The following is a 22,754-nucleotide window of genomic DNA, read 5'->3' on the forward strand; positions in this document are numbered from 1 at the left end:
ATCAATCTATTTGATTTTGGCTAGCAGGAGGGGTAGGTCATCGGTATATTTTGCTAGCCAGAGCATTCAATCATGTATGAATTTCTCATCTCGACTTCAATTGTTGCCCTCGCTGAAATGGGCGATAAAACGCAATTACTTGCACTCTTGCTTGCAGCACGTTTCCGTAAACCGATTCCGATTTTAATTGCCATCTTACTGGCCACCACGATCAACCATGGTATTTCTGCTGTTTTAGGGCAATGGATTACCACAGTACTCAGTCCTGAAGTTTTGTTATGGATTTTGGCACTTGGTTTCATTGGGATGGCGATCTGGATGCTGATTCCAGATGAGTTGGGTGATGAAACGGAAAACATCAATAAATGGCAGAAATTTGGGGTCTTTGGCGCCACCTTTATTCTGTTTTTTCTGGCTGAAATTGGTGATAAAACCCAGATTGCGACCGTCGCTTTAGCAGCACGTTTCGACAGTGTGTTTTGGGTGATGTTGGGCACTACCTTCGGTATGATGCTTGCCAATGCCCCTGCCGTGTTTATTGGTGATAAATTAGCTGATAAATTACCGATTTCATTGATTCATAAAATTGGGGCTGCAATTTTCTTGATCGTTGGTGTTTCAGCTTTGGTACAACACTATTTCCTTTAAACGGATTGAATTTTAAAGCCATCAAGACCCATCCAGAAGAGATGGGTTTTTTTCTTATCAATTTAGGATAAAAGTCAAATCTCTGATTGAAACATCAACTAAATCCCATTATTTTATTATGGAATTAAAAATATTTCATATTTAAAGAATTTTTCTGGGGTAATTATGAGTTTTGAGCGGACAACATCGCAAATATTATTTGATAATGGGACACATAAATGCATTAGTTTTACCAGTTTGGTGAAAGGGGAAGGTATCCAGGCCAATCAATTTTTAATTATTGATCATGAGCGTGCTGCTGTTCTGGATCCAGGTGGTGATCTCACCTATGTGCCTTTAACTATGGAACTCAATCGCTACACCAAACTAAAAAATCTGGATTATGTGATGGCCTCGCATCAAGATCCTGACATCATTACCTCAATGCCGCGCTGGTTGGTGTATACCGATGCCAAAGTGGTGGCATCCAAGTTGTGGGCGCGTTTTCTTCCTCATTTGAATTCAGCTTTTATGAGTGACCGTATGAAGGGCGATTGGGAAGAGCGCTTGATTGAATTATCAGATACAGGACAGATTATTGCTTTGGGCGAATCCAGTATTGTGGCTGTCCCTGCACATTTCCTGCATTCGGTAGGAAACTTTCAGTTTTATGATCCGACCGCAAAAATTCTGTTTTCGGGGGATATGGGGGCTTCGATCGTCGAAGATGCCAGTGTGCCGATGACTGATTTTGAAGCACATATTCAAAAGATGAAAGGCTTCCACCAGCGCTATATGTGTTCCAATAAGGTGATTCGTTTATGGGTCAATATGGTGCGACAAATGGATGTGGAGATGATTGTACCGCAGCATGGTACGGCTTTTGTCGGGAAGGACATGATCAATCAATTTTTAGATTGGATTGAAACATTGGAATGTGGTGTGGACTTGATGAATGAATATGTTTTTAGTTTGCCCACTGCGATGAGTTAAGTGATGATGAGTGAAATATAACGTTTTGTTGGGGCGTGAAGCAGCCAAGTCGCTGCTCCACTCAATGTTTTCGATATTTAGTAATAGGCTACTGAAAATAAAAAATAATGATGAGCAAAAAGGCAGGTTGATTTTTAGGATTTGAAGCGAAAAGTGAGGGTGTAGACCCTAGATCAACATGCAGTTAAAATTATTTTCATCATAGAAAATGAAAATCACATCGAAATTTGTTTATAATAGCTCACGGAAATTACCAGTGAGATTGTTATGCTGACCATCGTTCAAGAAGCGTTAACCTTCGATGATGTCTTATTACTTCCTGCCTACTCAACTGTTCTCCCAAAAGATGTCTCCCTAAAGACACGTTTAACTCGCGGAATTCAACTTAATATCCCTCTCGTCTCTGCTGCAATGGATACCGTGACTGAGTCACGCATGGCAATTGCAATGGCACAAAATGGTGGTATTGGTATTTTGCACAAAAACATGGATATCGCAGCACAAGCCGCTGAAGTCCGTCGTGTGAAAAAATTCGAAGCGGGTATGGTGAAAGATCCAATTACGGTCACCCCTGAAACCACAGTTCGTGAGCTAATTGCGATTACCCAAGCGAATAATATTAGCGGTGTACCAGTTGTAAAAGATGGCAAAGTGGTCGGAATCGTGACAGGTCGTGATACACGCTTTGAAACGAATCTTGAGCAGCCTGTAAGTAATATCATGACAGGTCAGGATCGCCTCGTGACTGTGCGTGAAGGCGAGTCGAAAGAAAATATCCAAGCATTATTGCAAAAACACCGTATTGAAAAAGTATTGGTGGTTGGTGAAAACCATGAGCTGAAAGGCTTGATTACGGTCACTGACTTCCGTAAAGCTGAAAGTTACCCAAACAGCTGCAAAGATGATTTGGGCCGTTTACGTGTGGGTGCTGCAGTGGGTACTGGTGCTGAAACACCAAGCCGCGTAGAAGCTTTAGTGGAAGCAGGTGTTGATGCGATTGTGGTCGATACTGCACATGGTCACTCTGCTGGTGTGATCGAACGTGTCCGCTGGGTGAAACAAAACTTCCCGCAAGTACAAGTGATTGGCGGAAACATTGCAACAGGCGATGCAGCTTTGGCATTACTTGATGCAGGTGCAGATGCGGTTAAAGTGGGTATTGGCCCTGGTTCGATCTGTACCACGCGTATTGTGGCAGGTATCGGTATGCCGCAGATCTCTGCGATTGATAGCGTCGCCAATGCACTGAAAGATCAAATCCCGTTGATTGCAGATGGCGGCATTCGTTTTTCTGGTGATATGGCGAAAGCGATTGGTGCAGGTGCGAGCACGATTATGGTCGGTTCACTGCTTGCAGGAACTGAAGAAGCACCAGGTGAAGTTGAGTTCTTCCAAGGCCGTTACTATAAAGCTTATCGTGGTATGGGTTCATTGGGTGCAATGGCAGGTGCATCGGGTTCTGCTGACCGTTATTTCCAAGACGCTAAAGCGGGTGCGGAAAAGTTAGTACCAGAAGGCATCGAAGGCCGAGTGCCATACAAAGGACCAATGGGCAATATCGTCCATCAAATGATGGGTGGCTTACGTTCATCAATGGGTTATACCGGTTCATCTGTGATTGAAGATCTTCGTCAAAATGCAAAATTTGTGAAAATTACTTCAGCCGGAATGTCAGAATCACATGTCCATGACGTTACGATTACCAAAGAAGCACCAAATTACCGTGTCGGTTAACTTTTAGTAATTTTGTTGACAGATAAACCGTCAGTTCGCTGACGGTTTTTTCGTTTTGGTGTAAAGTGAACAAGATGAGGAAAGATTATGGTTAGACACCATATAAAAGATAAGAAAGTGAGTAAAAGATGAGTTATTTTGGTACTGATGGAATTCGCGGTAAATTTGGGCAAATGCCAATTACGCCAGAATTCGCATTAAAACTAGGCTTTGCTGCAGGAACAGTATTAAAAAGAAATAGCCCTAAAAATAAACCGATTGTGGTGCTGGGAAAAGACACGCGTTTATCTGGCTATATTTTGGAAGCGGCTTTACAGGCAGGACTGAATGCAGCAGGTGTGTATGTGCATTTATTGGGTCCATTGCCAACCCCTGCAATTGCGCATTTAACTCGTGCACTGCATGCACATGCTGGAATCGTCATTTCAGCATCCCATAATCCTTATTTTGATAATGGGATTAAATTTTTCTCTAGTGAAGGCAAAAAATTACCAAATGCTTTACAAGATGAAATTAATCAAGAACTTGAGCGAGAGATCGTGATTGATGATACGGCCCATCTAGGTAAGAGTGTTCGTGTTAAAGATGCCAATGGCCGTTATATTGAGTTTTGTAAATCGACCTTTCCTTATCATTTTGACTTACGTAATTTAAAAATCGTGGTGGATTGTGCCAATGGTGCAGCTTATAGCGTAGGGCCATCGGTATTCCGTGAGTTAGGTGCCAAAGTTATTCCATTATTTAATGAACCAGATGGTTTAAATATTAATGAAAATTGTGGTTCAACCCATCCAGAGCAGTTAAGAAAGGCTGTGTTTGAACATGAGGCAGATCTCGGTATTGCCTTTGATGGTGATGCGGATCGCGTGGTGATGGTGGCCAAAAATGGTCAGTTGATTGATGGTGACCATATCCTGTATATCCTTGCAACGCAGGCACAAAATAAGCCAGAAGGTGTTGTGGGGACGGTGATGAGCAATATGGCATTGGAACTGGCTTTGCAAAAAGCAGAGGTGGGTTTTGTCCGCGCCAAAGTGGGTGACCGCTATGTGTTACAAGCACTGGAAGAAAATGCTTGGGTAACGGGTGCTGAGCCTTCAGGACATATCTTGACCCTAGATAAGAGCACCACCGGTGATGCAATTATTGCGGCTTTACAAGTGCTCACGGTGATGGTTGAGCAGGGTAAAGCGTTACATGAATTGGTTGAAGGTTTTGTACTCTTCCCTCAGGTGTTGGTCAATGTTCGTCTGCAACACATGATTGATCCCTATTCCATCCCAGCGTTGGTTGCCGAGTTTGAAAAGGCTGAACAGCAACTGAAAGGTCGTGGCCGATTGTTGATTCGTAAGTCAGGTACCGAGCCTATGATTCGTGTCATGGTTGAAGGTGACCAGCAACAAGAAGTTGAAGCTTTGGCTCATCATCTGGCTGATGCGGTACGTGCTCACGCTCAGGCTGCTTAAAGGGGTGCATTTATGAGTGATGTCATTAAAGACTTGAGCGAGTTGCGTTTGAGCTACGAGCAAGGTGAGTTACACGAAGACCAGGTGAGTGGCCAACCTCATTTGCAGTTTCTCAATTGGTTTAATCATGCGCTGACTGCTCATTTACATGAGCCTTATGCGATGTCTTTGGCAACCGCCAATCGACAAGGTCGTGCGCATGTGCGTACGGTGTTGTTGCGTGGCGCGACAGAAGCAGGTTATGACTTCTATACCAATTATGATAGCCAAAAAGGTTTAGATTTAGCTGAAAATCCCTATGCTGAATTGCTGTTTTACTGGCCAAGTCTAGAGCGTCAGGTGCGTATCGGGGGCAAAGTCATCAAGATTTCTGAACAGGAGTCAACGGATTATTACCATAAACGTCCGCGTGACAGTCAGATTGCGGCGCATATCAGTACCCCGCAAAGTGGCGTGATTGAAAGCCGTGAATTATTGCAACAGCGCTTTCAAGCGCTGCAAAGCCAAGCTCAACATGAACTGGATAAACCTGAATTCTGGGGCGGTTATCGCTTAGAAGCGGATTATTATGAGTTTTGGCAGGGCCGACCAAATCGCCTACATGACCGTTTAAGTTATGAAAAACAGAACGGTGTTTGGACTATACGACGTTTGATGCCATAAATGACCCAGATTCAAATTCAAAAAAGACCCTTGCTGACACGCCCTGAACAGTTTCAGGGCGTGCCTGCTTTTATCGCTGAAATTTTAGCAAGACGCGGTGTTCAGTCAGAACAAGAACTAGAGTTGAAACTGAAGTATCTACTTCCGCCCGATTTAAAAGGTTTGGAGCAGGCGGTTGCCTTGATTGATCAAGCTATTGATCAACAAAAGCAGATCGTGATTGTCGGGGATTATGATGCAGATGGTGCAACCAGTACCGCTTTGATGGTTCTCGTGTTGCAAGACATGGGCGCCAGAGTGGAGTATTTGGTACCTGACCGTTTTAAATATGGTTATGGGCTCACGCCGGCAATTGCAGAGCTGGCCAAGCACAGCTACCATCCCGATTTGTTGATTACCGTGGATAATGGCATTTCTAGCCATGCTGGGGTGCAAACGGCACAGGCATTAGGGATGCAGGTGATTATCACCGACCACCACTTAACCACCAAGCCGACACCGAGTGCCGAAGCGGTGGTTAATCCGAATCAGCTGGGTTGTGACTTTTCCAGCAAAGCCCTGGCTGGGGTGGGGGTTGCGTTTTATGTGTTGGCACGACTGGCCAGTACGCGTAGTCAGCAGGGTAAAAGTAGCAGCAAAGTAACGCAATACCTTGATCTGGTGGCTTTGGGTACCTATGCTGATGTGGCGACACTGGATTACAACAATCGTATCTTGATTGATGCAGGGCTAAAACGTATTCAGCAACATCAGTGTCGTGCAGGCATTTTAGCTTTATTGGATATTGCGGGGCGTGACGCCGCTAGTTTACGTGCGCAGGATTTAGGTTTCGTACTGGGCCCGCGTATTAATGCGGCGGGTCGGATGGAAAGTATGCGCATCGGAATTGAGTGTTTACTGGCTGCCGATATGCAAACAGCCTATCCGATTGCACAGCAATTGAATCAACTGAATATGGAGCGCCGTCAAGTTGAATCAGAAATGAAGCAGCAAGCGTTGCAAGCACTGCAACATGTACAACTTGAGACAGCGCATTTACCTGCCGCCTTGGTGATGTTTGATCAACAATGGCATCAAGGCGTGATTGGGATTGTGGCGGGACGTTTAAAAGAACAGTTCCACCGGCCAAGTCTGGTGTTTGCGCCTGATGAAGATGGTATCCATATTAAAGGTTCAGCACGTTCGATTGATGGGATTCATATTCGGGATACCATTGAGCAGGTTGCAGAGCAATATCCGCATCTGGTCAGCCATTTTGGTGGCCACGCGGCGGCGGCAGGTTTGACGCTAAAAAAAGAGCACTTTGATGAATTCAAAGCGGTATTTATTCAGTCTATTGCTGCAATGGATGAGGAGTTGTTTCAAGCGACCTTATGGACCGATGGAGAATTGGGCGATTCAGCTTTGCATCTTGGAACCTTAGACTGGATTGAACAGCTTGGACCTTGGGGGCAAAAATTTCCCCTTCCTCAATTTGAGGGGCACTTTAAGGTAATTGATTATCGCTGGCTCAAAGATCAGCATCTCAAACTAAAACTTGCAGTAGGCTCACATTCGGTTGATGCGATTGCATTTAATGCCATGGATCGGTTTGAATTCAACCCGATGCTGGGTTATGTGGACTTGGTTTATACCTTGGAACGTAATGTCTTTAATGGCAACACCAGCCTGCAATTGCAAGTTGCTTATTTAAAACAATAAAAAATCCGCTCATACGAGCGGATTTTTTGCCATTTGTACTTCGGTCTGTATCAGAAACGCACCGTTCCGTTGAGTGCAAAAGCATCCATACCATCTGTAGTGGTATAACCCACACCTAAAGCAAATTGTGGTGTGAAGAATTTCTGAGCATGAATATTAAAAATACTGTCTGAGTCTTTTGCGGTAGAGTCAGCAAATGAGACACCAACATTAAGCGTTGGATCAAGATAAAGATCTGCGCCTAAACGGTAGGTTGTTTCATCACCAATATAACTGAGTGCTTCAAAGTTGGTATAGTAGCCACCAATTTGTGCGACATATTTAGCACGTAAAGAAACAGCAGTATCGTCATTTTCCCCCGACACGATTGCTGTATTTGAGAGAGTACTGCTAAAGCCATATTGAGCAACCTGTACTGGATTTAAGCTATCCGATAAATCTGCAACGCCGACAGCAAGGAGTAATCCAGAGATTGGCAGGAAACCTGCTTCTAAGTTATAGCCATCACTCTTTTTAGAATCTGAGCCGATCCCATTGATTGTCGCTTTAACATTGGTACGATGTAGGGCACCAGAAAGATAGAACTGTGTATTTGGAACGTAGAACTCACCTTGTAGTCCTAGCATATTAAACTGTAAATCACCGAAATCTTGGTCATCTTTAAGTTTGCTATAAGCATAGCCACCGCCAAGATTTGAAGCTTTATCTAAGAACGCCGCTTCTGCCCAAGGCACATTTCGGGTGTGTACCGGATTAAAATAATATTTAGCGCTGATCACGGCACTATTGCCTTTGCCATCATCCATATTGATATGTTCATATGCACCGTTGGCTTCAGTTTGATAAGCATGGGCATTGATTGCAAAGCAAGCACTCACAAGTACTGCAAGAAGATTTAAATTTTTCATTTGTTATTTTCCCCGTTTAAAAATAATACATATTTTGTTACAGGCGCTAGTGTAGTCAAAAATATATAGCCGTCAATTCTTTAACGCATAAAATATTAAAAGACAGCACAGGAATAAGGGGGAGAATGGATGAAAGGCTGGTTGAAAAAAAAACGCCCTGAATGACTCAGGGCGTTTTTTATGTTTGCAATTTCGATTTCAAAATTAGAAACGATATGCAGCACGAAGACCGAAAGAGGTGTAATCGTTGTCAATATATGACTTGTCGTTACCGAAACCTACACGGCCTTCTAGGCTTACTTGTTGATTGAAGAATTTCTTCGCAGAAATACCCCATTCATTCGAATTAACGATAGTGTCATCATATTTAAGTTTTTGATAATCTACACCAACACTTAATGTTTTGTCGATGAAGTAATCACCTTTTAATTTCACTTCTTTGTTGTCACCAAAAGCACTATAAGCTTCTAGATTGACGTCATTCTGACCCACTTTAGTCACATACTTGGCACGAAGTGTTGGACTGGTTTCACGATCACCATCTTTAACGTCAACAGTTTTTGCACCCGCAGCAATTAATAAACCAGGTGCTGGTAAATAACCCACTTCACCCGCATAGTGGTTAATTTTTACTTTGCCATCAAGGTAGTTGCTATTTGGTTTGATTTCTTCACGACCAATAGTACCGCTTAAGTAGAAATCAGAGTTTGGAACGAAGTATTCAATTCCTGCGCCATACTGGTTGTTTTTAATGGCATCATCTTTTTCATAAGCGTACTGTGCACTTACATTGCTTGCACGGTCAAGGAACGCTGCTTCTGCAAGTGGTGCATTACGTGTTTGCACTGGATTGAAATAATACTTACCATCTACGCTGAAACGATCACTGTCACCAAAACGATCTTGGTCTTTATAGGTATAAGAACCACCGACCTCAGCTTGATAAGCATGAGCAGTGCCAGTTACTGCGATTGCAGATAAAAGTGCTGATGCAATTGCTAATTTTTTCATGGTTGTTTCCTCGTTAAGATTTAAACCAAGTGTTAAATACGGGTACATGTTTTGTTACAACTCGAGTCTAGAGTAATTTTCATGATCGTCAATCTTGATAAGGTAATCGAACTGTACAAATGTAATTAACTTGTAATTTTGACATTTTATCTAATTGATATTTATTAATAAATATGGTTTGTTTTGATTTATTAAAACTTAGGAGATATTGTGTGTTTTCGTGAATTTAGTCTGATTTTTATACATTGAGCCAGTCTAAATTGAGGTTGGAAAATATTTCAAACAAAAATAAATTCATTTATAAAGCTGATTTTAAGAAAGCACATTATTCAAAAACACATGGCTGTGTCGGCTAAAACAGTTATGTTAAAATAGCGAATTAAGTGAAAAAATTGTGAGAAAACACGCGTGGAAATTAATCCGTATTTAATTCAATTGAAAGATTTAGCTGATCGTAGCCAAACACTACGGGGGTATCTTTGACTACGATCTAAAGGTTGAGCGTTTAGAAGAAGTTTTAAGAGAATTAGAAGACCCTGCGATTTGGAATGATCAAAACCGTGCTCAAACCATCGCCAAAGAAAAGGGCAGTTTAGAAAATACCATTGGTGTGTTTGATCGTCTTGCTGAACAGTTAGATGATGCTAAGGCTATGCTTGACCTTGCAGTTGAAGCAGATGATGAAAGTTTATTATTGGATGTTCAGGCTGAGTTGGACAGTGCTGAAGAAGCTCTGGGCAATCTTGAATTCCGCCGTATGTTTAGCAATCCAATGGATCCAAATCCATGCTTCCTTGAGATCCAATCTGGTTCGGGGGGGACTGAGGCGCAAGACTGGGCGTCGATGTTATTGCGGATGTATTTGCGTTGGATCGAACGTCATGGCTTTAAAGCTGAGTTGATGGAAGTCTCTGACGGTGATGTAGCGGGAATTAAATCAGCCACCATCCGTGTTGATGGTGAGTTTGCCTATGGTTGGTTGCGCACCGAAAGTGGTGTGCACCGTTTAGTTCGTAAGTCACCATTTGACAGTAACAACAACCGTCATACCTCATTCTCGGCTGTCTTTATTTCCCCTGAGATTGATGACAATATCGAGATTGATATCAATCCATCCGATGTTCGTACCGATACTTACCGTGCTTCGGGGGCAGGTGGTCAGCACATTAACAAAACCGATTCTGCCGTTCGTTTAACGCACGCACCGACAGGTATCGTAGTGGCTTGTCAGAATCAGCGTTCACAGCATGCCAACCGTGACCACGCGTGGAAGCAATTACGTGCCAAACTTTATGAGCTCGAAATGAGCAAGCGTAATGAAGCTGCTCAAGCCTTGGAAGACTCGAAGTCAGATATCGGTTGGGGCAGTCAGATTCGTTCGTATGTATTAGATGACTCACGTATTAAGGACTTGCGTACCGGGGTGGAAAATTCCAATACTAAAGCCGTGTTAGATGGTGACTTGGATAAGTTCATTGAAGCAAGTTTGAAGCAAGGTTTATAAGTTTTAATCCAATTAAAACGGCAATCTCGTTCAGCATCGGCTGGTTAATCGAAAAAATATGATATTAATATCGAAAAAAATGGATATTAATATTTAAAAAGTTCGATATACTAGATTCAGGTGCTGAACAAAGCGTTGCCGCTTGAGAAACGTGGTGAGTCTATGGATATTGATGTTATAAGCAAAGCCTTAGCCAATCCATTACGTCGACAGATCTTGCAATGGTTGAAAGAGCCTGAGCAATTTCTACCCGTTGAGCAATGTGGTGGTAGTTTTGAACGGGGCGTATGTGCAGGGCACATCGAACGTTTAGGTAAAGTTGCGCAATCGACCATGTCGAATCATTTGTCTGTATTGCAACAGGCAGGTTTGATCAAGGTCGAGAAATATGGACAGTGGTCTTATTTCACACGTAATGAAGCTTTGATTCAGCAATATATCGAACATTTAAAACAAGCACTTTAAATCGAAGAAGTGTAAGTTGAGGCGATCATGGCTGAACTAAATTCTACTTTGCAAGTAGGTGATTTCACGATTAAAAACCGTCTGGTTTTAGCTCCTTTAACCAGAGCGCGTAGCGGTGCACAGCGTATTCCAAACGATTTGATGGTGGAATATTACCAACAACGTGCCAATGCTGGCCTGATCATTACCGAAGCAACGGTGATTAGCCCAAAAGCAGCAGGGTATGCCAATACACCAGGTTTGTGGTCGCAAGAACAAGCGCAGGCATGGCATAAAATTGTTGAAGCCGTACACGCACAAGGTTCAAAAATTGTGGTTCAGCTCTGGCATGTCGGTCGTATTTCACATCCAGACCTATTGGATGGTGATACACCTGTGGCACCTAGTGCGATTCAACCTGCGGGTGAAGTAAGTTTACTTCGTCCAAAGCGTCCTTTTGTGACACCACGTGCCTTATCGCATGAGGAAATTCAAGAAATCGTTGCGCAGTATAGAAATGCAGCTGAACAGGCCAAAGCCGCTGGGTTTGATGGTGTGGAACTGCATGCTGCGAACGGCTATCTGATCGATCAATTTCTACAAAGTAGCACCAACCAGCGTGATGATGAGTACGGTGGTTCAATTGAAAACCGTGCGCGTTTATTACTGCAAGTGGTAGATACTTTCATCGAGGTGTGGGGCGCTGGCCGAGTGGGCGTACATCTTGCACCACGCGGTGATTCACACGATATGGGTGATGAGAATCCGTTGGCAACGTTTGGCTATGTGGTCGAGCAATTAGATCAGCGTAAAGTGGGTTTTATTTTCACGCGTGAATATGAAGCTGCAGATAGCTTATTACCTAAATTACGTCCTAAATTTAAAGGGGTGTGGATTGCCAATGAAGGTTTAACGGCGGATTCTGCGAAACGTATTTTGGCGACAGGCCAAGCAGATGCGGTTGCATTTGGTAAACAATACATTGCCAATCCGGATTTATTGGACCGTTTACAGCATGATTTGCCTTTAAATCCACTTCAACCTCAAACCTTGTATGGTGATGGTGCTGAGGGATATACCGATTATCCTGTCTTTGAACAGTTAGAAGCTTAAAAATAAAAAAATGCTCATCCTCACAGGACGAGCATTTTTTTTATAATGATATGATATTGCTTAAAGACGTGGCAGTCCTTGAATCACCGTTTTTAATAGATCCGTTGCCGATGCATTATAGAGATCACAGATACCATCTTTGAAGATTTGTGGGTCACTATCTGAGATTGAGTGGTCATTTACTTGAGTACCATCGTAGTAAGCAAAATATAATTGATGATTTATTTCTACAACAAGATGGTCATGAGCATTTTTAGGATCATCTTGTTCCATTACGAAAGCAACGCGATAGCCAGCCCATGTTTCTTGTTTTACGGTGAAATTATTACTTTGTTTATCTGCAATCCACTGTTCTAGTGTTTGGTTGACGGTAAAATTGTCATCAAAAGAAATGGTTTCCTGATTATTCTTGGAATTGAGATATTGATAACATTCAGCATTTTTGTTGAAAGTTGTCGACGATTTTTGGAATGCTGTTTTGAGGTTGAGGTAATTGCTGTCTATAGCATCAGATTGATCGAATAACTGATGAGTAACCGCCGCACTTGTTACAGCTTGGTTGGCCAAAGGAATGATTTTATAATTGATGGTTGTTGTTAAACCTTGTCCATTATTTTCATAACCTATTGTTATCGAATTGTTTTTATTTTCCACTAAATTAATGGCGTGATTTCCATCTTGATTATAGTAGAGCTTATCTTTGGTAAGAATATATTGATAATCCCCACGGTCTATTTGGGGGTGGCTACTTTGTTGCTGAAAAATAACGTTTGATTGAGTTGTAAGACTATTATTGCGGTTCGACAATTGCGTTTCAACGATAAAAAACTGCTTATCTTCATCTACATCAAGTGTAAACTGGCTTGCAGGAAAGCTTATGCTATTCGTGGTTGTAGGAGATGTTGGCTTATTTTCAGTGACAGGCGAGTCATTACCACCGCCTCCACAAGCAGAAAGCATTAGCGCTATTACGATTGAGGATAATGTGTTCTTGATATATATTTTTTGCATTGTTTCAATGTTCCAGTGAGGATGTAAATGATGCTGTAAAAACCAAAAGATTGGGGGGCTTTTTTCGGTAATTTGCCTAAAAAAACAGCAGTTTTAATTTGTAATATTAATTCATCCAGATGAATCCAGACAACAATAGCAAATCATTTTAAGTTTTTGAAATAATTATAATATTTTGGCCTATTAAGTTTTTAATTAGCGTTTTTCTTGTAAGGTTTTAGAAGAGCATTCGGTCGCATGTGATATCTATTATTCAGCGGTAAAATGAGCTGCGGTCTTGGTCTGATAATCAATGTTTAGCGTCATTTTATTTGGTTGAACATCGATTGGTACTGGTTAAAATGCTTTAGCTTTAAGAACAAGAAATTTTTTGCAATCACAATTAAAAATTGTCAAAATATTATAAAGTTCCGCATAATGAACGGGAATCACATTGTCTATTATGGTCCCGGATGGCGCAGAACACAGCAGCACAGCAAACACCGTTTTGGTATAACGTTCTATTGGCTTGTCTCAAGCCCTTATACCGTTGGAAAATCAAACAACGGGCAGAAAGTGATGCGCTGTTTCAACAAGAATGCATCGAGCGTTTTGGTCCATTCCAACCACCAAAAAACTTAGCAAGCATCTGGTTTCATGCGGTCTCAGTCGGTGAAACCAACGCTGCACAGCCTCTTATTGAACATTATTTAAAATTAGGCCATCCCGTTTTGGTGACCAATACCACCAAGACTGGACAAGCACGGGCAAAATCCCTGTTTTTAAAAGCGCCTTATCTGGATTTATTTCAGGCGGTGTATTTGCCTGTCGATCAAAAAGTATTATTAAAACAATTTTTTAATCTGTATCAGCCCAAACTATTGGCATTGGTTGAAACAGAGATCTGGCCAAATTTAATTGCCACAGCACAACAGCAACAGATTCCCTGTATTTTACTGAATGCACGTCTGTCAGAGAAATCGGCCAAAGGTTATGGCAAGGTTCGTCGTTTAACTCAACCGATGCTACAACAACTCACTTGGCTATTGGCACAAGATGTCGCAACGCAACAGCGTTATGTCGATTTAGGCCTCAATCCAGCCAAAAGTCAGGTAGTTGGCAATATTAAATTTGATATCACTGCACCAGAACATTGTGTCGCGCAAGCCCAGCAACTCAAGCAGGATTGGCAACTGGCCGATCGTCAAATCATCACCTTGGCGAGTACCCATGCCCCTGAAGAAGAAAGTTTACTTAAACAGTTACAGCCACATTTAAATTCAAATCCAAATTTACTCTGTATTGTGGTGCCACGACATCCAGAACGTTTTAATGAAGTATTTAAGGCGTGCCAAAGTTTAAATTTAAAAACCCAACGCCGAAGTTTGCAACAGCCTATTCACGTGGATACACAGGTGTATCTTGCTGATAGTATGGGTGAAATGTGGCTCTGGTATGCCCTCAGCCAAGCCTGTTTTGTCGGTGGTTCATTGAATGAGCCGGGCGGTGGGCATAATATTTTGGAACCGATGGTGTTGAATGTACCTACAGTGATTGGTCCTCGTTATTTTAATTTTCAAACTATTGTGGATGAGTTTGTGGCGCAACAGGGTATTTTGATTGGAGTGGATGCGGAGCAGGTGGCACAGCAATTATTGGCTTGCCTTGAAGATACTGTTCAGGCTCAGCAATTGGTTCAACAGGCAGGGCAGGTTTTGCAGGCGAATAAAGGTTCTTTACAACAGCATATCCAGTGTCTTGATCATTACTTACAACACACAGCTGCATCATGAATATTGTGTTACTTGAAGCCGAACAATGCAGCTCGATGGACGCATGGCAGATTAACCAGTCCAGACAATTACAGCATTTACGTCAGCACTTACAGCTCAATGTTGGTGATACCCTGAAAGTTGGCATTCGAGCGGGGCAGCGCTACCTTACCGAGGTTGTCTGTATCAGCGAACAAGCTATTACGGTTCGTCCAATTCAAACAGAAGCAGTTCCTGCAAAGCTACCCGTACATTTGATTCTTGCTTTACCCCGCCCCAAAGTATTGCGCCGTATCATCATGGATGCAGTGACTTTAGGGGTGGAACGGATTAGCCTGATTCATAGTTATCGAGTGGATAAGAGTTATTGGCAAACGCCGTTTTTACAGCAGCTGAATGATTATGTGACTCTGGGGCTAGAACAGGCTGGTGATACCATTGCACCAGACATTCAGATGTATAAACGCTTTAAACCTTTTGTTGAAGATGTTTTACCAACGTTGATTCGTGCAGAACAGCCTGCCTATGTGGCGCATCCCTATGCCGAGCAGAAAATGCCATATGCGATTCCACATGCGTGTAGTCTGATCATTGGCCCAGAAGGCGGATTTATTCCTTATGAAGTTGATTTGTTGCAAAAAAATGGTTGCCAAGCCATGTGCTTAGGCAACCGGATTTTGCGAACAGAAACTGCGGTATCGAATATTATAGGACGTTTATTTGTCTGAGTTGTCGCCCGATTCAATTTGATCGCCACGATAGACTTTCACTTCCTGTACTGGATAAGGAATCGAAATTCCTTTTTCATCAAAAGCAGTCACCACCAATTCCTGGATTTCACTGATAGAGGCTGAGGTGCTGGTTTCTGTGGTATTGACCCACCAGCGTACCGTTAAATTAATTGAGAAATCTGCTAGCGCGGTGACATTGACCGAGAAGCCTGGTTGACTCAGTACATTCAGGTTACGATCCAGAATATCCAGAATAATTTTCTTGGCTTTCTGCATATCATCTTCATAGCCAATACCGACTACAAATTCACAGCGACGACGCTGATAGGCATTATTCACAGTGACCGCGCTGGTATAGACGGTGGCATTTGGAATCACGATACGTCGGCCATCAGGTGAACGTAAGAAAGTGGCACGAATTTGAATATCTTCAACATTGCCTTCTAAACCATTCACCACAATATCATCGCCAATACGGAAGGGTTCACTGATCAGAATCAAAATCCCGGATAGTAAGTTCTGGAAGATGTCTTTAAAGGCAAAACCAATTGCAACCGAACCAATTCCTAAAGCGCCAATCAACTGACTAGGGGTAAAGCCCGGAATAGCAATCACCAGTGCGATCAAGAAACCAAAGAAGATAATAAAGGTACTACCGACGCGATTAAGCACCAACACCAGATTCTGACGGGTATAGCTACGATTTTCTAAAGTCTTGCGAATAAAAAATTTAAATAATTTAGTGAGTAACCAAAAAATAATGAAAACCGTAATCGCGATACCGATATAGGGGATGCGTTCCCAGAAATTATCGATGATTTTATCAATCGTGGTATAGGCATCATGATACTTTTCAGTATGTGCGAGCACCGTTTGAGTCGTCTTGGCACCAGCTTGCTGGATCAGTTCACCAGTATCTTTTGCCACTTCAGTCAAGGTTGTTTGTTGGTTTGCCACAGCAAGATCTCTATTTCGCAAAGGAGGGAGTAAATGAGGGAAGCCATCATAAAGAATTTATGGCTGATACGCATGCAAAATTAAGTTTTGACTTCCACTCATCATCAGACAGAATAGCGCGGGTTAGAAATATCCGGTCGTATTTTGAAGGATTTGTGTTGGGGCATCCCACAGATCTGGGCTGGCAAAATAATAAGCAAAGGTGAAGATACCGAACATCATCAACAAGCTGACCAGAATCATGATCCATGCCAGTAATTTTTCCCAGGCACGCGATGGACGTACATCGCCATAGTCGTTGCGATGAGGTGTTCCTGGTGCGAATAAGACATATAAAGTAAATAAGAACTGGAGGACTGGAACCAATAACAGTAAGCTCAACCAGCCCGTTTTATTTAGATCGTGCAAACGGCGAATTAAGAATACAATTTGAAAATAAAGTGTGATGAGCCAAAGGGCAATAAAGGCAAAGAAGGTGATGCCGGAGAAGGCCGAAAATACAGCCTCATCGATGTTGCTGGTCGTAAAGATCCCCGCAAAGGCAAAGATACCGAGAAAAGCCGCCATACAAATTAGGCTGAGTAAACCATACCAACCGATATAACTGAGGCGGTTGAAACGCCCATTTGGTGAAAGTGGCTGATCTGTAGAGATCAGGGTCGGGGCTGGTGATTCGGGATTAAACATGAGCGATTCCTGTTTTTCTGATTATTAAATCTTTTAAGATCTAGGCAATGATCAAAATAATCACTTATTTTAAAAACAAAAAGCATAGACAAGCAGTTCAAATTTAAATTATTTTGAGTAAATTTTTGAAAATAAGTCCGTCGGGACAGTATAAAACTTCTACGACCAAAGCCGCATTGTTTGCCTTTGTGAATGGTGCCCATACTGCAAGAGAGAACAAAACATATCCAAAAGAATAGGTGAGAACATCTAGGATATGAGATAAAGACCAAGGAAGTAAGCTATGAAAGACATCTACCCAGTGCCTGATAAATTCAAAGAAACGGCAAGAATCTCGGAAGCAGACTATTTCAAACGTTATCAGGAATCCATTGAACAGCCTGAAGTTTTTTGGGCGGAACAAGCAAAACAAATTGACTGGATCAAGCCTTTTACGCAGGTGAAAAATACCAGTTTTCAGCAAGATAACTTTAAAATCGAATGGTTTGCAGATGGCGAGTTGAATGTCTCTGCAAATTGTTTAGATCGTCATTTAAAAGATAATCCATTAAAACCTGCCATTATTTGGGAAGGTGATCATCCATCGCGCCATAAAATTATTTCTTTTGTTGAATTGCATGATGAAGTCTGTCGTTTTGCTAATGTGCTTAAAAAACAAGGCATTGGCAAGGGCGATCGTGTGGTGCTGTATATGCCAATGGTGCCCGAAGCTGCCATTGCCATGCTGGCTTGTGCACGGATTGGTGCAGTGCATTGTGTGGTTTTTGGTGGCTTCTCGCCAGATTCATTGGCAAGCCGTATTGAAGACAGTCAGGCGAAATTGGTCATTACCGCCGATGCAGGGATGCGGGGTGGTAAGTTGCTGCCACTCAAAGAAAATGTGGATGCAGCTTTAGCGATTGCTGGAACGGACAGTGTCCAAAATGTGATTGTGGTACATCGAACAGGTAATCCGATTCAGTTCAATTCGAACCGTGATATCTGGTATCACCTTGCGATTATGGAGGTGGATGAGCATTGCCCACCTGAGCCGATGAAAGCAGAGGATCCGCTATTTATTCTATATACCTCAGGCTCAACAGGAAAACCGAAGGGAGTATTACATACTACAGGCGGTTATCTGGTGTATGTGAATACGACCTTTAGAGAAGTCTTTGACCTGAAAGAAGATGATGTATATTGGTGTACCGCAGATGTGGGCTGGATTACAGGGCATAGTTATTTGCTTTATGGTCCATTGAGTAATGCCACTACCACGGTGATGTTTGAAGGGATTCCACAGTATCCGACATGGGCACGTATCGGTCATGTGATTGATAAGCATAACATTACGATTCTGTACACGGCACCGACTGCGATTCGTGCCATGATGCGTGAGGGCGATGCCTATGTCCGTGAAAGTAATCGGAGTAGCCTACGTTTGCTAGGTTCAGTTGGTGAGCCAATCAACCCAGAAGCATGGAACTGGTATCACGAAGTGGTCGGTGAAGGGCGTTGTCCAATTGTCGATACCTGGTGGCAAACCGAAACAGGCGGGATTTTAATTTCACCACTGCCAGGTGCAACCGCACTCAAACCTGGTTCGGCAACCCGTCCATTTTTTGGTGTGCAACCCGCACTGGTGGATGGTGAGGGCAATGAGCTGCAAGGCGCAACTGAAGGCAATCTGGTGATTAAAGATTCTTGGCCAGGACAGATGCGAACCATTTGGGGCGACCCAGAACGCTTTATTGAAGCGTATTTCTCGACTTTTAAAGGCTATTATTTCACTGGCGATGGTGCCCGTCGGGATGAGGATGGTTATTTCTGGATCACGGGACGTGTCGATGATGTCCTCAACGTTTCAGGGCATCGTTTGGGTACTGCCGAGATCGAGAGTGCTTTGGTGGCACATGAGGCGGTAGCTGAGGCTGCAGTGGTCGGGATGCCACATGAAATTAAGGGTCAGGGCATTTGCACCTTTGTGACTTTACAGGCCGATGTGGCGGAATCTGAAGAGCTACGTAAGGAGTTGGTGAATTGGGTACGTAAAGTGCTTGGTCCTGTGGCAACCCCAGATGCATTGCATTGGGCACCGGCTTTACCTAAAACCCGCTCAGGTAAAATTATGCGTCGTATCTTAAGAAAGATTGCGGCCAATGAACTGGATAGTTTGGGGGATACTTCAACGCTGGCTGAGCCTGCTGTCGTAGAGGCTTTAATTGCCACGGTCTATCCAAACCGATAAATCAATTCAAATGAACAAGAGCGCTCGATGAAGCGCTCTTTCTATTTTATATGGATCATTTATGTGTGGCTAAAAAATCTTCGGTATTTTGTACTGTCGCAAAGAAGCCTAATGCCGATAGAAAAGCAGTTTGCACATCAGCAGCTTTAACCGTGTTGCCATTATACTCAAGGTCACGGGTTGCGGTGGCATCGGCGATCACAATCGGCTGATAACCGAGTTCTTTGGCGGCACGTGTCCCCGAATCAATACAGACATGGGTCATCATGCCGGTAATCACCAGTTGTTCTACCTGATGTTGTTCCAGTACTTTTTCAAGATCGGTGTCTAAGAAACTATTTGGAAAATGCTTTTCGATAATGATTGAACTGTCAGTAGCTTTAAGCTGAGGATGCAATTCAACACCGATGGTATTTTCCTGAAAGAAACTGGCTGAGGCAGGATTAATATGCTGGATATAAATAATCGGTAAATTGTTTCGGATAAAATGATTTTCTAACTGGTTGGTATATTGCAAGGCACGTTCTGGATTGACCAGTTCCATTTTGCCATTTTTAAAATAATCGTTTTGCACATCAATAATCAGTAAGGCCTGTTTCATTAGGGTTACGTCCAAGACTAAGATAAAACAAGCATAGGGTGAAACAGAGAAATCGGCTATATTCAGGTGAAAGCATTGTTACTGGTTTTCTTTCGTACTGAAAAATGAATATTGAACTTGATCCGATCGACTTAAAAATTATTGAACTTTTAAAACAGGATTCTCGCCTGAGCCATAAAGAAATTGGACGGCGCGTACATCGTACAGGGCAGGCTGTTGGGGCGCGAATTGCTCAATTGATGGATGTGGGTGTGATTAAAAATTACACCATCGCGATAAAATACGAGCATAAACAATTCATTCAACTGTTTATGAATGATCAGCAAGCTTTTATCGAGGTTGAACGTCTGGTCAAACAATACCAAGAGGTGGATGAGTGTTTTAAAATTCTTGGTAATGCCTGTTATATGATTGTCAGCCATTTTAATCCATCGCAATTAAATGAATTTATTGAACAGCTGTCGAGATGGTGTCGTTATTCAGTTGAAACAGTCATGCGAGAAATTGACACGACTTAAAATAAAAAAGCCCCAAGCCGAGCCTTGGGGAGGATGTGTATTTCTTTTGTTTTTCTTCTTATTTAACGCTGAAAACTAAGCTGATTTCGCTGCGAGATGATGCTCCTGTTGTTGTTCGAGTTGACGGACCAGCGGTAGAACTTTTTCTCCAAAATATTCCACTTCCTCGATGAAATGTAGAAAGCCAGAAAGAACAAGATCCACCCCCACATTTTTTAAGGCCACAATCCGCTCTGCAATTTGCTGCGGTGTGCCAATCAGGTTGGTTTTAAAGCCATCGTTATATTGCACCAAATCATCAAAGGTTGATTTTGCCCAGTTGCCTTCACGTTCGGGTGCTGCTGCGCCAGCTTCACGGGTGGCATCACCAAAGGCATTCACTGCTTCAACATTGGCTTGTGCAATGATTTCATTCAGAACTGCTCTGGCTTCCTCTTCCGTATCACGGGCAATGATAAAAGCATTGACCCCAATCTTGACTTGTCGATTGGCCTGTTTGGCTTTGCTGCGTACATCATCAACCTGTTTTTTAATTTCTTCAACACTGTTGCCATTGGTAAAATACCAATCGGATACCCGTGCAGCCATATCTCGTGCAGCACGGGAACTACCGCCCTGAAACACTTCGATCGAAGGTTGTTGCAGTGGTTTCGGCTTGAGGGTGTAATTCTGAAACTGGTAATACTTACCATCAAAGCTGTAATGATCAGTGCTCCAGACCCCTTTCAAGGTGCGGATAAATTCCTCTGAACGTACATAACGTTCATCATGTTCAGGCCAAGGCTCACCAATGGCATCAAATTCGCCACGAAACCAGCCACTGACCACGTTAATGGCAATACGCCCTTGGCTAAGATAGTCAATGGTCGCCAGCTGTTTGGCAGCCAATGCGGGCTTCCAGGGGCCAGGCAGGATGGCAGCAATCACACGCAGTTTTTCCGTTTTTGCCAGTAACGCATGACTAAAACTCACCGATTCATGCTGGTTTTCTGCACCATATCCAGCGGTAAAGCGGATCTGGGTCAGAGCATATTCAAAACCGCTTCGTTCTGCCGCCTGTGCGAGACGCACATTATAGTCATAGCTCCAGTCTGTACGTTGTTCAATGTTGCTTACAACGAGACCACCACTCACATTGGGAACCCAGTAGGCAAATTTAATTGCGGATGCTGTTGTCGTCATCGTTGTATCCTCCACTTTATAAGGTTTATGCGACGTGGGTTAAATTCTTGGCTGACTTGGGATGTAGACGAGACTCAGCTGCATCCAGATCAGGCACTGCCGCAGAGGGGAGTACTTCTGCCTGCTCAATCTGTTTATTAATCCCGAGATTCTGATTGGCCTGTTCAGTTTTGGCTTTAATGGCTGCGGCACGCTGTCCTTTGGCTGGCGCCCATTCCAGTATCGGTAAGGCACGTGCCACTGCCAGGGTGACACGATCGGATAACTGCTCGCTTTTCACGGTGTATTCAGGGGTGAAATCACGATCTGTTGCATAGACCCCAATTGGCAATGTCTGTGCTTGAAAGAAGCTAAAGAGTGGGCGTAATTGATGCTCTAACACGAGTGCATGACGGTCACTTCCACCCGAGGCTGCCAGTAATACAGGGACATCGACCAACGCTGTCTGTTCAACAAAATCAAAGAAATGTTTAAATAAACCTGTAAAAGATGCGCGATAAACAGGGGTGCCAACAATTAGGGCATCTGCTGCTTCAACCGCGGCAAGATCATCTTGTACCCGTTGCGGTAATTGATTGCGGTAAATTGCGCCACCGAGCAAAGGCCCAATTTCGCTGAGTTTAACAAAATGTACTTTGATATTAATTGCTTCTGAAAGCTCATCCAGAATCGCCTGAACCAGACTTTCTGTTTTTGATGGACTGTTTAAACCGCCAGATACAGCAACAATATTGAGTGGGGTTGAGGGAGTATTGTAATTCGACATAATAACGGCCTAAAAGATCATTTTGAATTGCTATTTATTTATCTATAGCTCGGCCTTGGCTGTAAAATAAGGAAATGCTGCAAGCTTATCTTTTTTATAGATATATCTATAATTCGCTGTAGATTTATAAGCGTGAAGATTTAATTCACTGTTTCTACT

Annotated in this window: 21 protein-coding genes; 13 read left to right on the top strand and 8 right to left on the bottom strand. The window is 42.9% G+C overall.

Annotated elements, in window-relative coordinates; genetic code table 11:
* Positions 1–72 precede the first annotated feature (72 nt).
* The 6 genes from F895_RS18005 (at position 73) to recJ (ending at position 7,184) form a co-directional block, all read left to right on the top strand.
* Entirely contained in the window at positions 73–648 is a 576-nt protein-coding gene (locus F895_RS18005) for a TMEM165/GDT1 family protein (RefSeq protein ID WP_005238156.1), read from the top strand.
* A gap of 165 nt (positions 649–813) precedes the next feature.
* Entirely contained in the window at positions 814–1,620 is an 807-nt protein-coding gene (locus F895_RS18000) for an oxygen-binding di-iron domain-containing protein (RefSeq protein ID WP_005238158.1), read from the top strand.
* Between the two features lie 267 nt (positions 1,621–1,887).
* Positions 1,888–3,354: an IMP dehydrogenase gene (gene guaB, locus F895_RS17995; protein WP_005238160.1), complete on the top strand. Its 1,467-nt coding sequence runs from the start codon at positions 1,888–1,890 to the stop codon at positions 3,352–3,354.
* A 128-nt stretch (positions 3,355–3,482) separates the two neighbouring features.
* On the top strand, positions 3,483–4,820 hold the full coding sequence (glmM, locus tag F895_RS17990; RefSeq protein ID WP_005238161.1) for a phosphoglucosamine mutase: 1,338 nt from the start codon (positions 3,483–3,485) through the stop codon (positions 4,818–4,820).
* Between the two features lie 12 nt (positions 4,821–4,832).
* Positions 4,833–5,483: a pyridoxamine 5'-phosphate oxidase gene (gene pdxH / locus F895_RS17985; protein ID WP_005238163.1), complete on the top strand. Its 651-nt coding sequence runs from the start codon at positions 4,833–4,835 to the stop codon at positions 5,481–5,483.
* Positions 5,484–7,184, top strand: coding sequence for a single-stranded-DNA-specific exonuclease RecJ (gene recJ / locus F895_RS17980; RefSeq protein ID WP_005238165.1), 1,701 nt, complete (start codon positions 5,484–5,486; stop codon positions 7,182–7,184).
* Between the two features lie 50 nt (positions 7,185–7,234).
* On the opposite strand, the gene F895_RS17975 is transcribed toward recJ, so the two are convergent.
* Together F895_RS17975 and F895_RS17970 are read right to left on the bottom strand one after the other, a co-directional pair.
* Positions 7,235–8,092 carry a putative porin gene (locus tag F895_RS17975; RefSeq protein WP_005238167.1) on the bottom strand — a complete coding sequence of 286 codons (858 nt, stop codon included), beginning with the start codon at positions 8,090–8,092 and terminating at the stop codon, positions 7,235–7,237.
* Positions 8,093–8,296: 204 nt separating this feature from the next.
* A complete protein-coding gene (locus F895_RS17970; RefSeq protein WP_005238170.1) occupies positions 8,297–9,103 on the bottom strand; it encodes a putative porin in 807 nt (268 codons plus the stop codon).
* Positions 9,104–9,511: 408 nt separating this feature from the next.
* Between F895_RS17970 and prfB the strand changes: the two genes are divergently transcribed.
* From prfB to F895_RS17955, 3 genes are all read left to right on the top strand, one after another.
* Positions 9,512–10,607 (top strand): peptide chain release factor 2 gene (prfB, locus tag F895_RS17965; protein ID WP_111841898.1). Its coding sequence is split into 2 segments (ribosomal slippage): positions 9,512–9,583 and positions 9,585–10,607, totalling 1,095 coding nucleotides; the frame shifts between segments, so codons are not numbered across the junction.
* A 162-nt stretch (positions 10,608–10,769) separates the two neighbouring features.
* A complete protein-coding gene (locus F895_RS17960; protein WP_010590065.1) occupies positions 10,770–11,072 on the top strand; it encodes an ArsR/SmtB family transcription factor in 303 nt (100 codons plus the stop codon).
* Positions 11,073–11,099: 27 nt separating this feature from the next.
* Positions 11,100–12,164, top strand: coding sequence for an alkene reductase (locus F895_RS17955; RefSeq protein WP_005238173.1), 1,065 nt, complete (start codon positions 11,100–11,102; stop codon positions 12,162–12,164).
* 60 nt (positions 12,165–12,224) lie between these two features.
* On the opposite strand, the gene F895_RS17950 is transcribed toward F895_RS17955, so the two are convergent.
* Positions 12,225–13,175 carry a hypothetical protein gene (locus F895_RS17950; protein ID WP_005238175.1) on the bottom strand — a complete coding sequence of 317 codons (951 nt, stop codon included), beginning with the start codon at positions 13,173–13,175 and terminating at the stop codon, positions 12,225–12,227.
* A gap of 452 nt (positions 13,176–13,627) precedes the next feature.
* Between F895_RS17950 and F895_RS17945 the strand changes: the two genes are divergently transcribed.
* Both F895_RS17945 and F895_RS17940 read left to right on the top strand, forming a co-directional pair.
* Positions 13,628–14,947: a 3-deoxy-D-manno-octulosonic acid transferase gene (locus F895_RS17945; protein WP_005238177.1), complete on the top strand. Its 1,320-nt coding sequence runs from the start codon at positions 13,628–13,630 to the stop codon at positions 14,945–14,947.
* A complete protein-coding gene (locus F895_RS17940) occupies positions 14,944–15,654 on the top strand; it encodes a 16S rRNA (uracil(1498)-N(3))-methyltransferase (protein ID WP_005238178.1) in 711 nt (236 codons plus the stop codon). Before F895_RS17945 ends, F895_RS17940 begins: the two co-directional genes overlap by 4 nt.
* Here the strand turns inward: F895_RS17940 and F895_RS17935 are convergent.
* Entirely contained in the window at positions 15,643–16,614 is a 972-nt protein-coding gene (locus F895_RS17935) for a mechanosensitive ion channel family protein (protein WP_005238179.1), read from the bottom strand. The genes F895_RS17940 and F895_RS17935 overlap by 12 nt on opposite strands.
* Positions 16,615–16,737: 123 nt before the next feature.
* Positions 16,738–17,301 carry a DUF805 domain-containing protein gene (locus F895_RS17930; protein WP_005238180.1) on the bottom strand — a complete coding sequence of 188 codons (564 nt, stop codon included), beginning with the start codon at positions 17,299–17,301 and terminating at the stop codon, positions 16,738–16,740.
* A gap of 283 nt (positions 17,302–17,584) precedes the next feature.
* Between F895_RS17930 and acs the strand changes: the two genes are divergently transcribed.
* Complete coding sequence (acs, locus tag F895_RS17925; RefSeq protein ID WP_005238181.1) at positions 17,585–19,528, top strand: acetate--CoA ligase; 1,944 nt, start codon at positions 17,585–17,587, stop codon at positions 19,526–19,528.
* A 55-nt stretch (positions 19,529–19,583) separates the two neighbouring features.
* Here the strand turns inward: acs and F895_RS17920 are convergent, their stop codons facing one another.
* Positions 19,584–20,129: a cysteine hydrolase family protein gene (locus F895_RS17920; protein WP_005238182.1), complete on the bottom strand. Its 546-nt coding sequence runs from the start codon at positions 20,127–20,129 to the stop codon at positions 19,584–19,586.
* A gap of 104 nt (positions 20,130–20,233) precedes the next feature.
* Here F895_RS17920 and F895_RS17915 point away from each other — a divergent pair, with 104 nt between their 5' ends.
* Positions 20,234–20,647 carry an AsnC family transcriptional regulator gene (locus F895_RS17915; protein ID WP_005238183.1) on the top strand — a complete coding sequence of 138 codons (414 nt, stop codon included), beginning with the start codon at positions 20,234–20,236 and terminating at the stop codon, positions 20,645–20,647.
* Between the two features lie 75 nt (positions 20,648–20,722).
* On the opposite strand, the gene sfnG is transcribed toward F895_RS17915, so the two are convergent.
* Together sfnG and msuE are read right to left on the bottom strand one after the other, a co-directional pair.
* Positions 20,723–21,829 carry a dimethylsulfone monooxygenase SfnG gene (gene sfnG / locus F895_RS17910; protein WP_005238184.1) on the bottom strand — a complete coding sequence of 369 codons (1,107 nt, stop codon included), beginning with the start codon at positions 21,827–21,829 and terminating at the stop codon, positions 20,723–20,725.
* A gap of 25 nt (positions 21,830–21,854) precedes the next feature.
* Positions 21,855–22,595 (bottom strand): FMN reductase, encoded by a 741-nt coding sequence (msuE, locus tag F895_RS17905; protein WP_005238185.1) that lies wholly within the window; start codon positions 22,593–22,595, stop codon positions 21,855–21,857.
* Between the last annotated feature and the right edge of the window lie 159 nt (positions 22,596–22,754).

The sequence above is a fragment of the Acinetobacter sp. CIP 64.2 genome, from assembly GCF_000369645.1.
In the GTDB taxonomy this organism is placed as follows: domain Bacteria; phylum Pseudomonadota; class Gammaproteobacteria; order Pseudomonadales; family Moraxellaceae; genus Acinetobacter.

Bases quoted from the DNA above. Each gene is read 5' to 3' on its own strand.
- F895_RS18005 (WP_005238156.1), top strand. From the start codon at position 73: ATGTATGAATTTCTCATCTCGACTTCAATTGTTGCCCTCGCTGAAATG.
- F895_RS18000 (WP_005238158.1), top strand. From the start codon at position 814: ATGAGTTTTGAGCGGACAACATCGCAAATATTATTTGATAATGGGACA.
- guaB (WP_005238160.1), top strand. From the start codon at position 1,888: ATGCTGACCATCGTTCAAGAAGCGTTAACCTTCGATGATGTCTTATTA.
- glmM (WP_005238161.1), top strand. From the start codon at position 3,483: ATGAGTTATTTTGGTACTGATGGAATTCGCGGTAAATTTGGGCAAATG.
- pdxH (WP_005238163.1), top strand. From the start codon at position 4,833: ATGAGTGATGTCATTAAAGACTTGAGCGAGTTGCGTTTGAGCTACGAG.
- recJ (WP_005238165.1), top strand. From the start codon at position 5,484: ATGACCCAGATTCAAATTCAAAAAAGACCCTTGCTGACACGCCCTGAA.
- F895_RS17975 (WP_005238167.1), bottom strand. From the start codon at position 8,092: ATGAAAAATTTAAATCTTCTTGCAGTACTTGTGAGTGCTTGCTTTGCA.
- F895_RS17970 (WP_005238170.1), bottom strand. From the start codon at position 9,103: ATGAAAAAATTAGCAATTGCATCAGCACTTTTATCTGCAATCGCAGTA.
- F895_RS17960 (WP_010590065.1), top strand. From the start codon at position 10,770: ATGGATATTGATGTTATAAGCAAAGCCTTAGCCAATCCATTACGTCGA.
- F895_RS17955 (WP_005238173.1), top strand. From the start codon at position 11,100: ATGGCTGAACTAAATTCTACTTTGCAAGTAGGTGATTTCACGATTAAA.
- F895_RS17950 (WP_005238175.1), bottom strand. From the start codon at position 13,175: ATGCAAAAAATATATATCAAGAACACATTATCCTCAATCGTAATAGCG.
- F895_RS17945 (WP_005238177.1), top strand. From the start codon at position 13,628: ATGGCGCAGAACACAGCAGCACAGCAAACACCGTTTTGGTATAACGTT.
- F895_RS17940 (WP_005238178.1), top strand. From the start codon at position 14,944: ATGAATATTGTGTTACTTGAAGCCGAACAATGCAGCTCGATGGACGCA.
- F895_RS17930 (WP_005238180.1), bottom strand. From the start codon at position 17,301: ATGTTTAATCCCGAATCACCAGCCCCGACCCTGATCTCTACAGATCAG.
- acs (WP_005238181.1), top strand. From the start codon at position 17,585: ATGAAAGACATCTACCCAGTGCCTGATAAATTCAAAGAAACGGCAAGA.
- F895_RS17920 (WP_005238182.1), bottom strand. From the start codon at position 20,129: ATGAAACAGGCCTTACTGATTATTGATGTGCAAAACGATTATTTTAAA.
- F895_RS17915 (WP_005238183.1), top strand. From the start codon at position 20,234: ATGAATATTGAACTTGATCCGATCGACTTAAAAATTATTGAACTTTTA.
- sfnG (WP_005238184.1), bottom strand. From the start codon at position 21,829: ATGACGACAACAGCATCCGCAATTAAATTTGCCTACTGGGTTCCCAAT.
- msuE (WP_005238185.1), bottom strand. From the start codon at position 22,595: ATGTCGAATTACAATACTCCCTCAACCCCACTCAATATTGTTGCTGTA.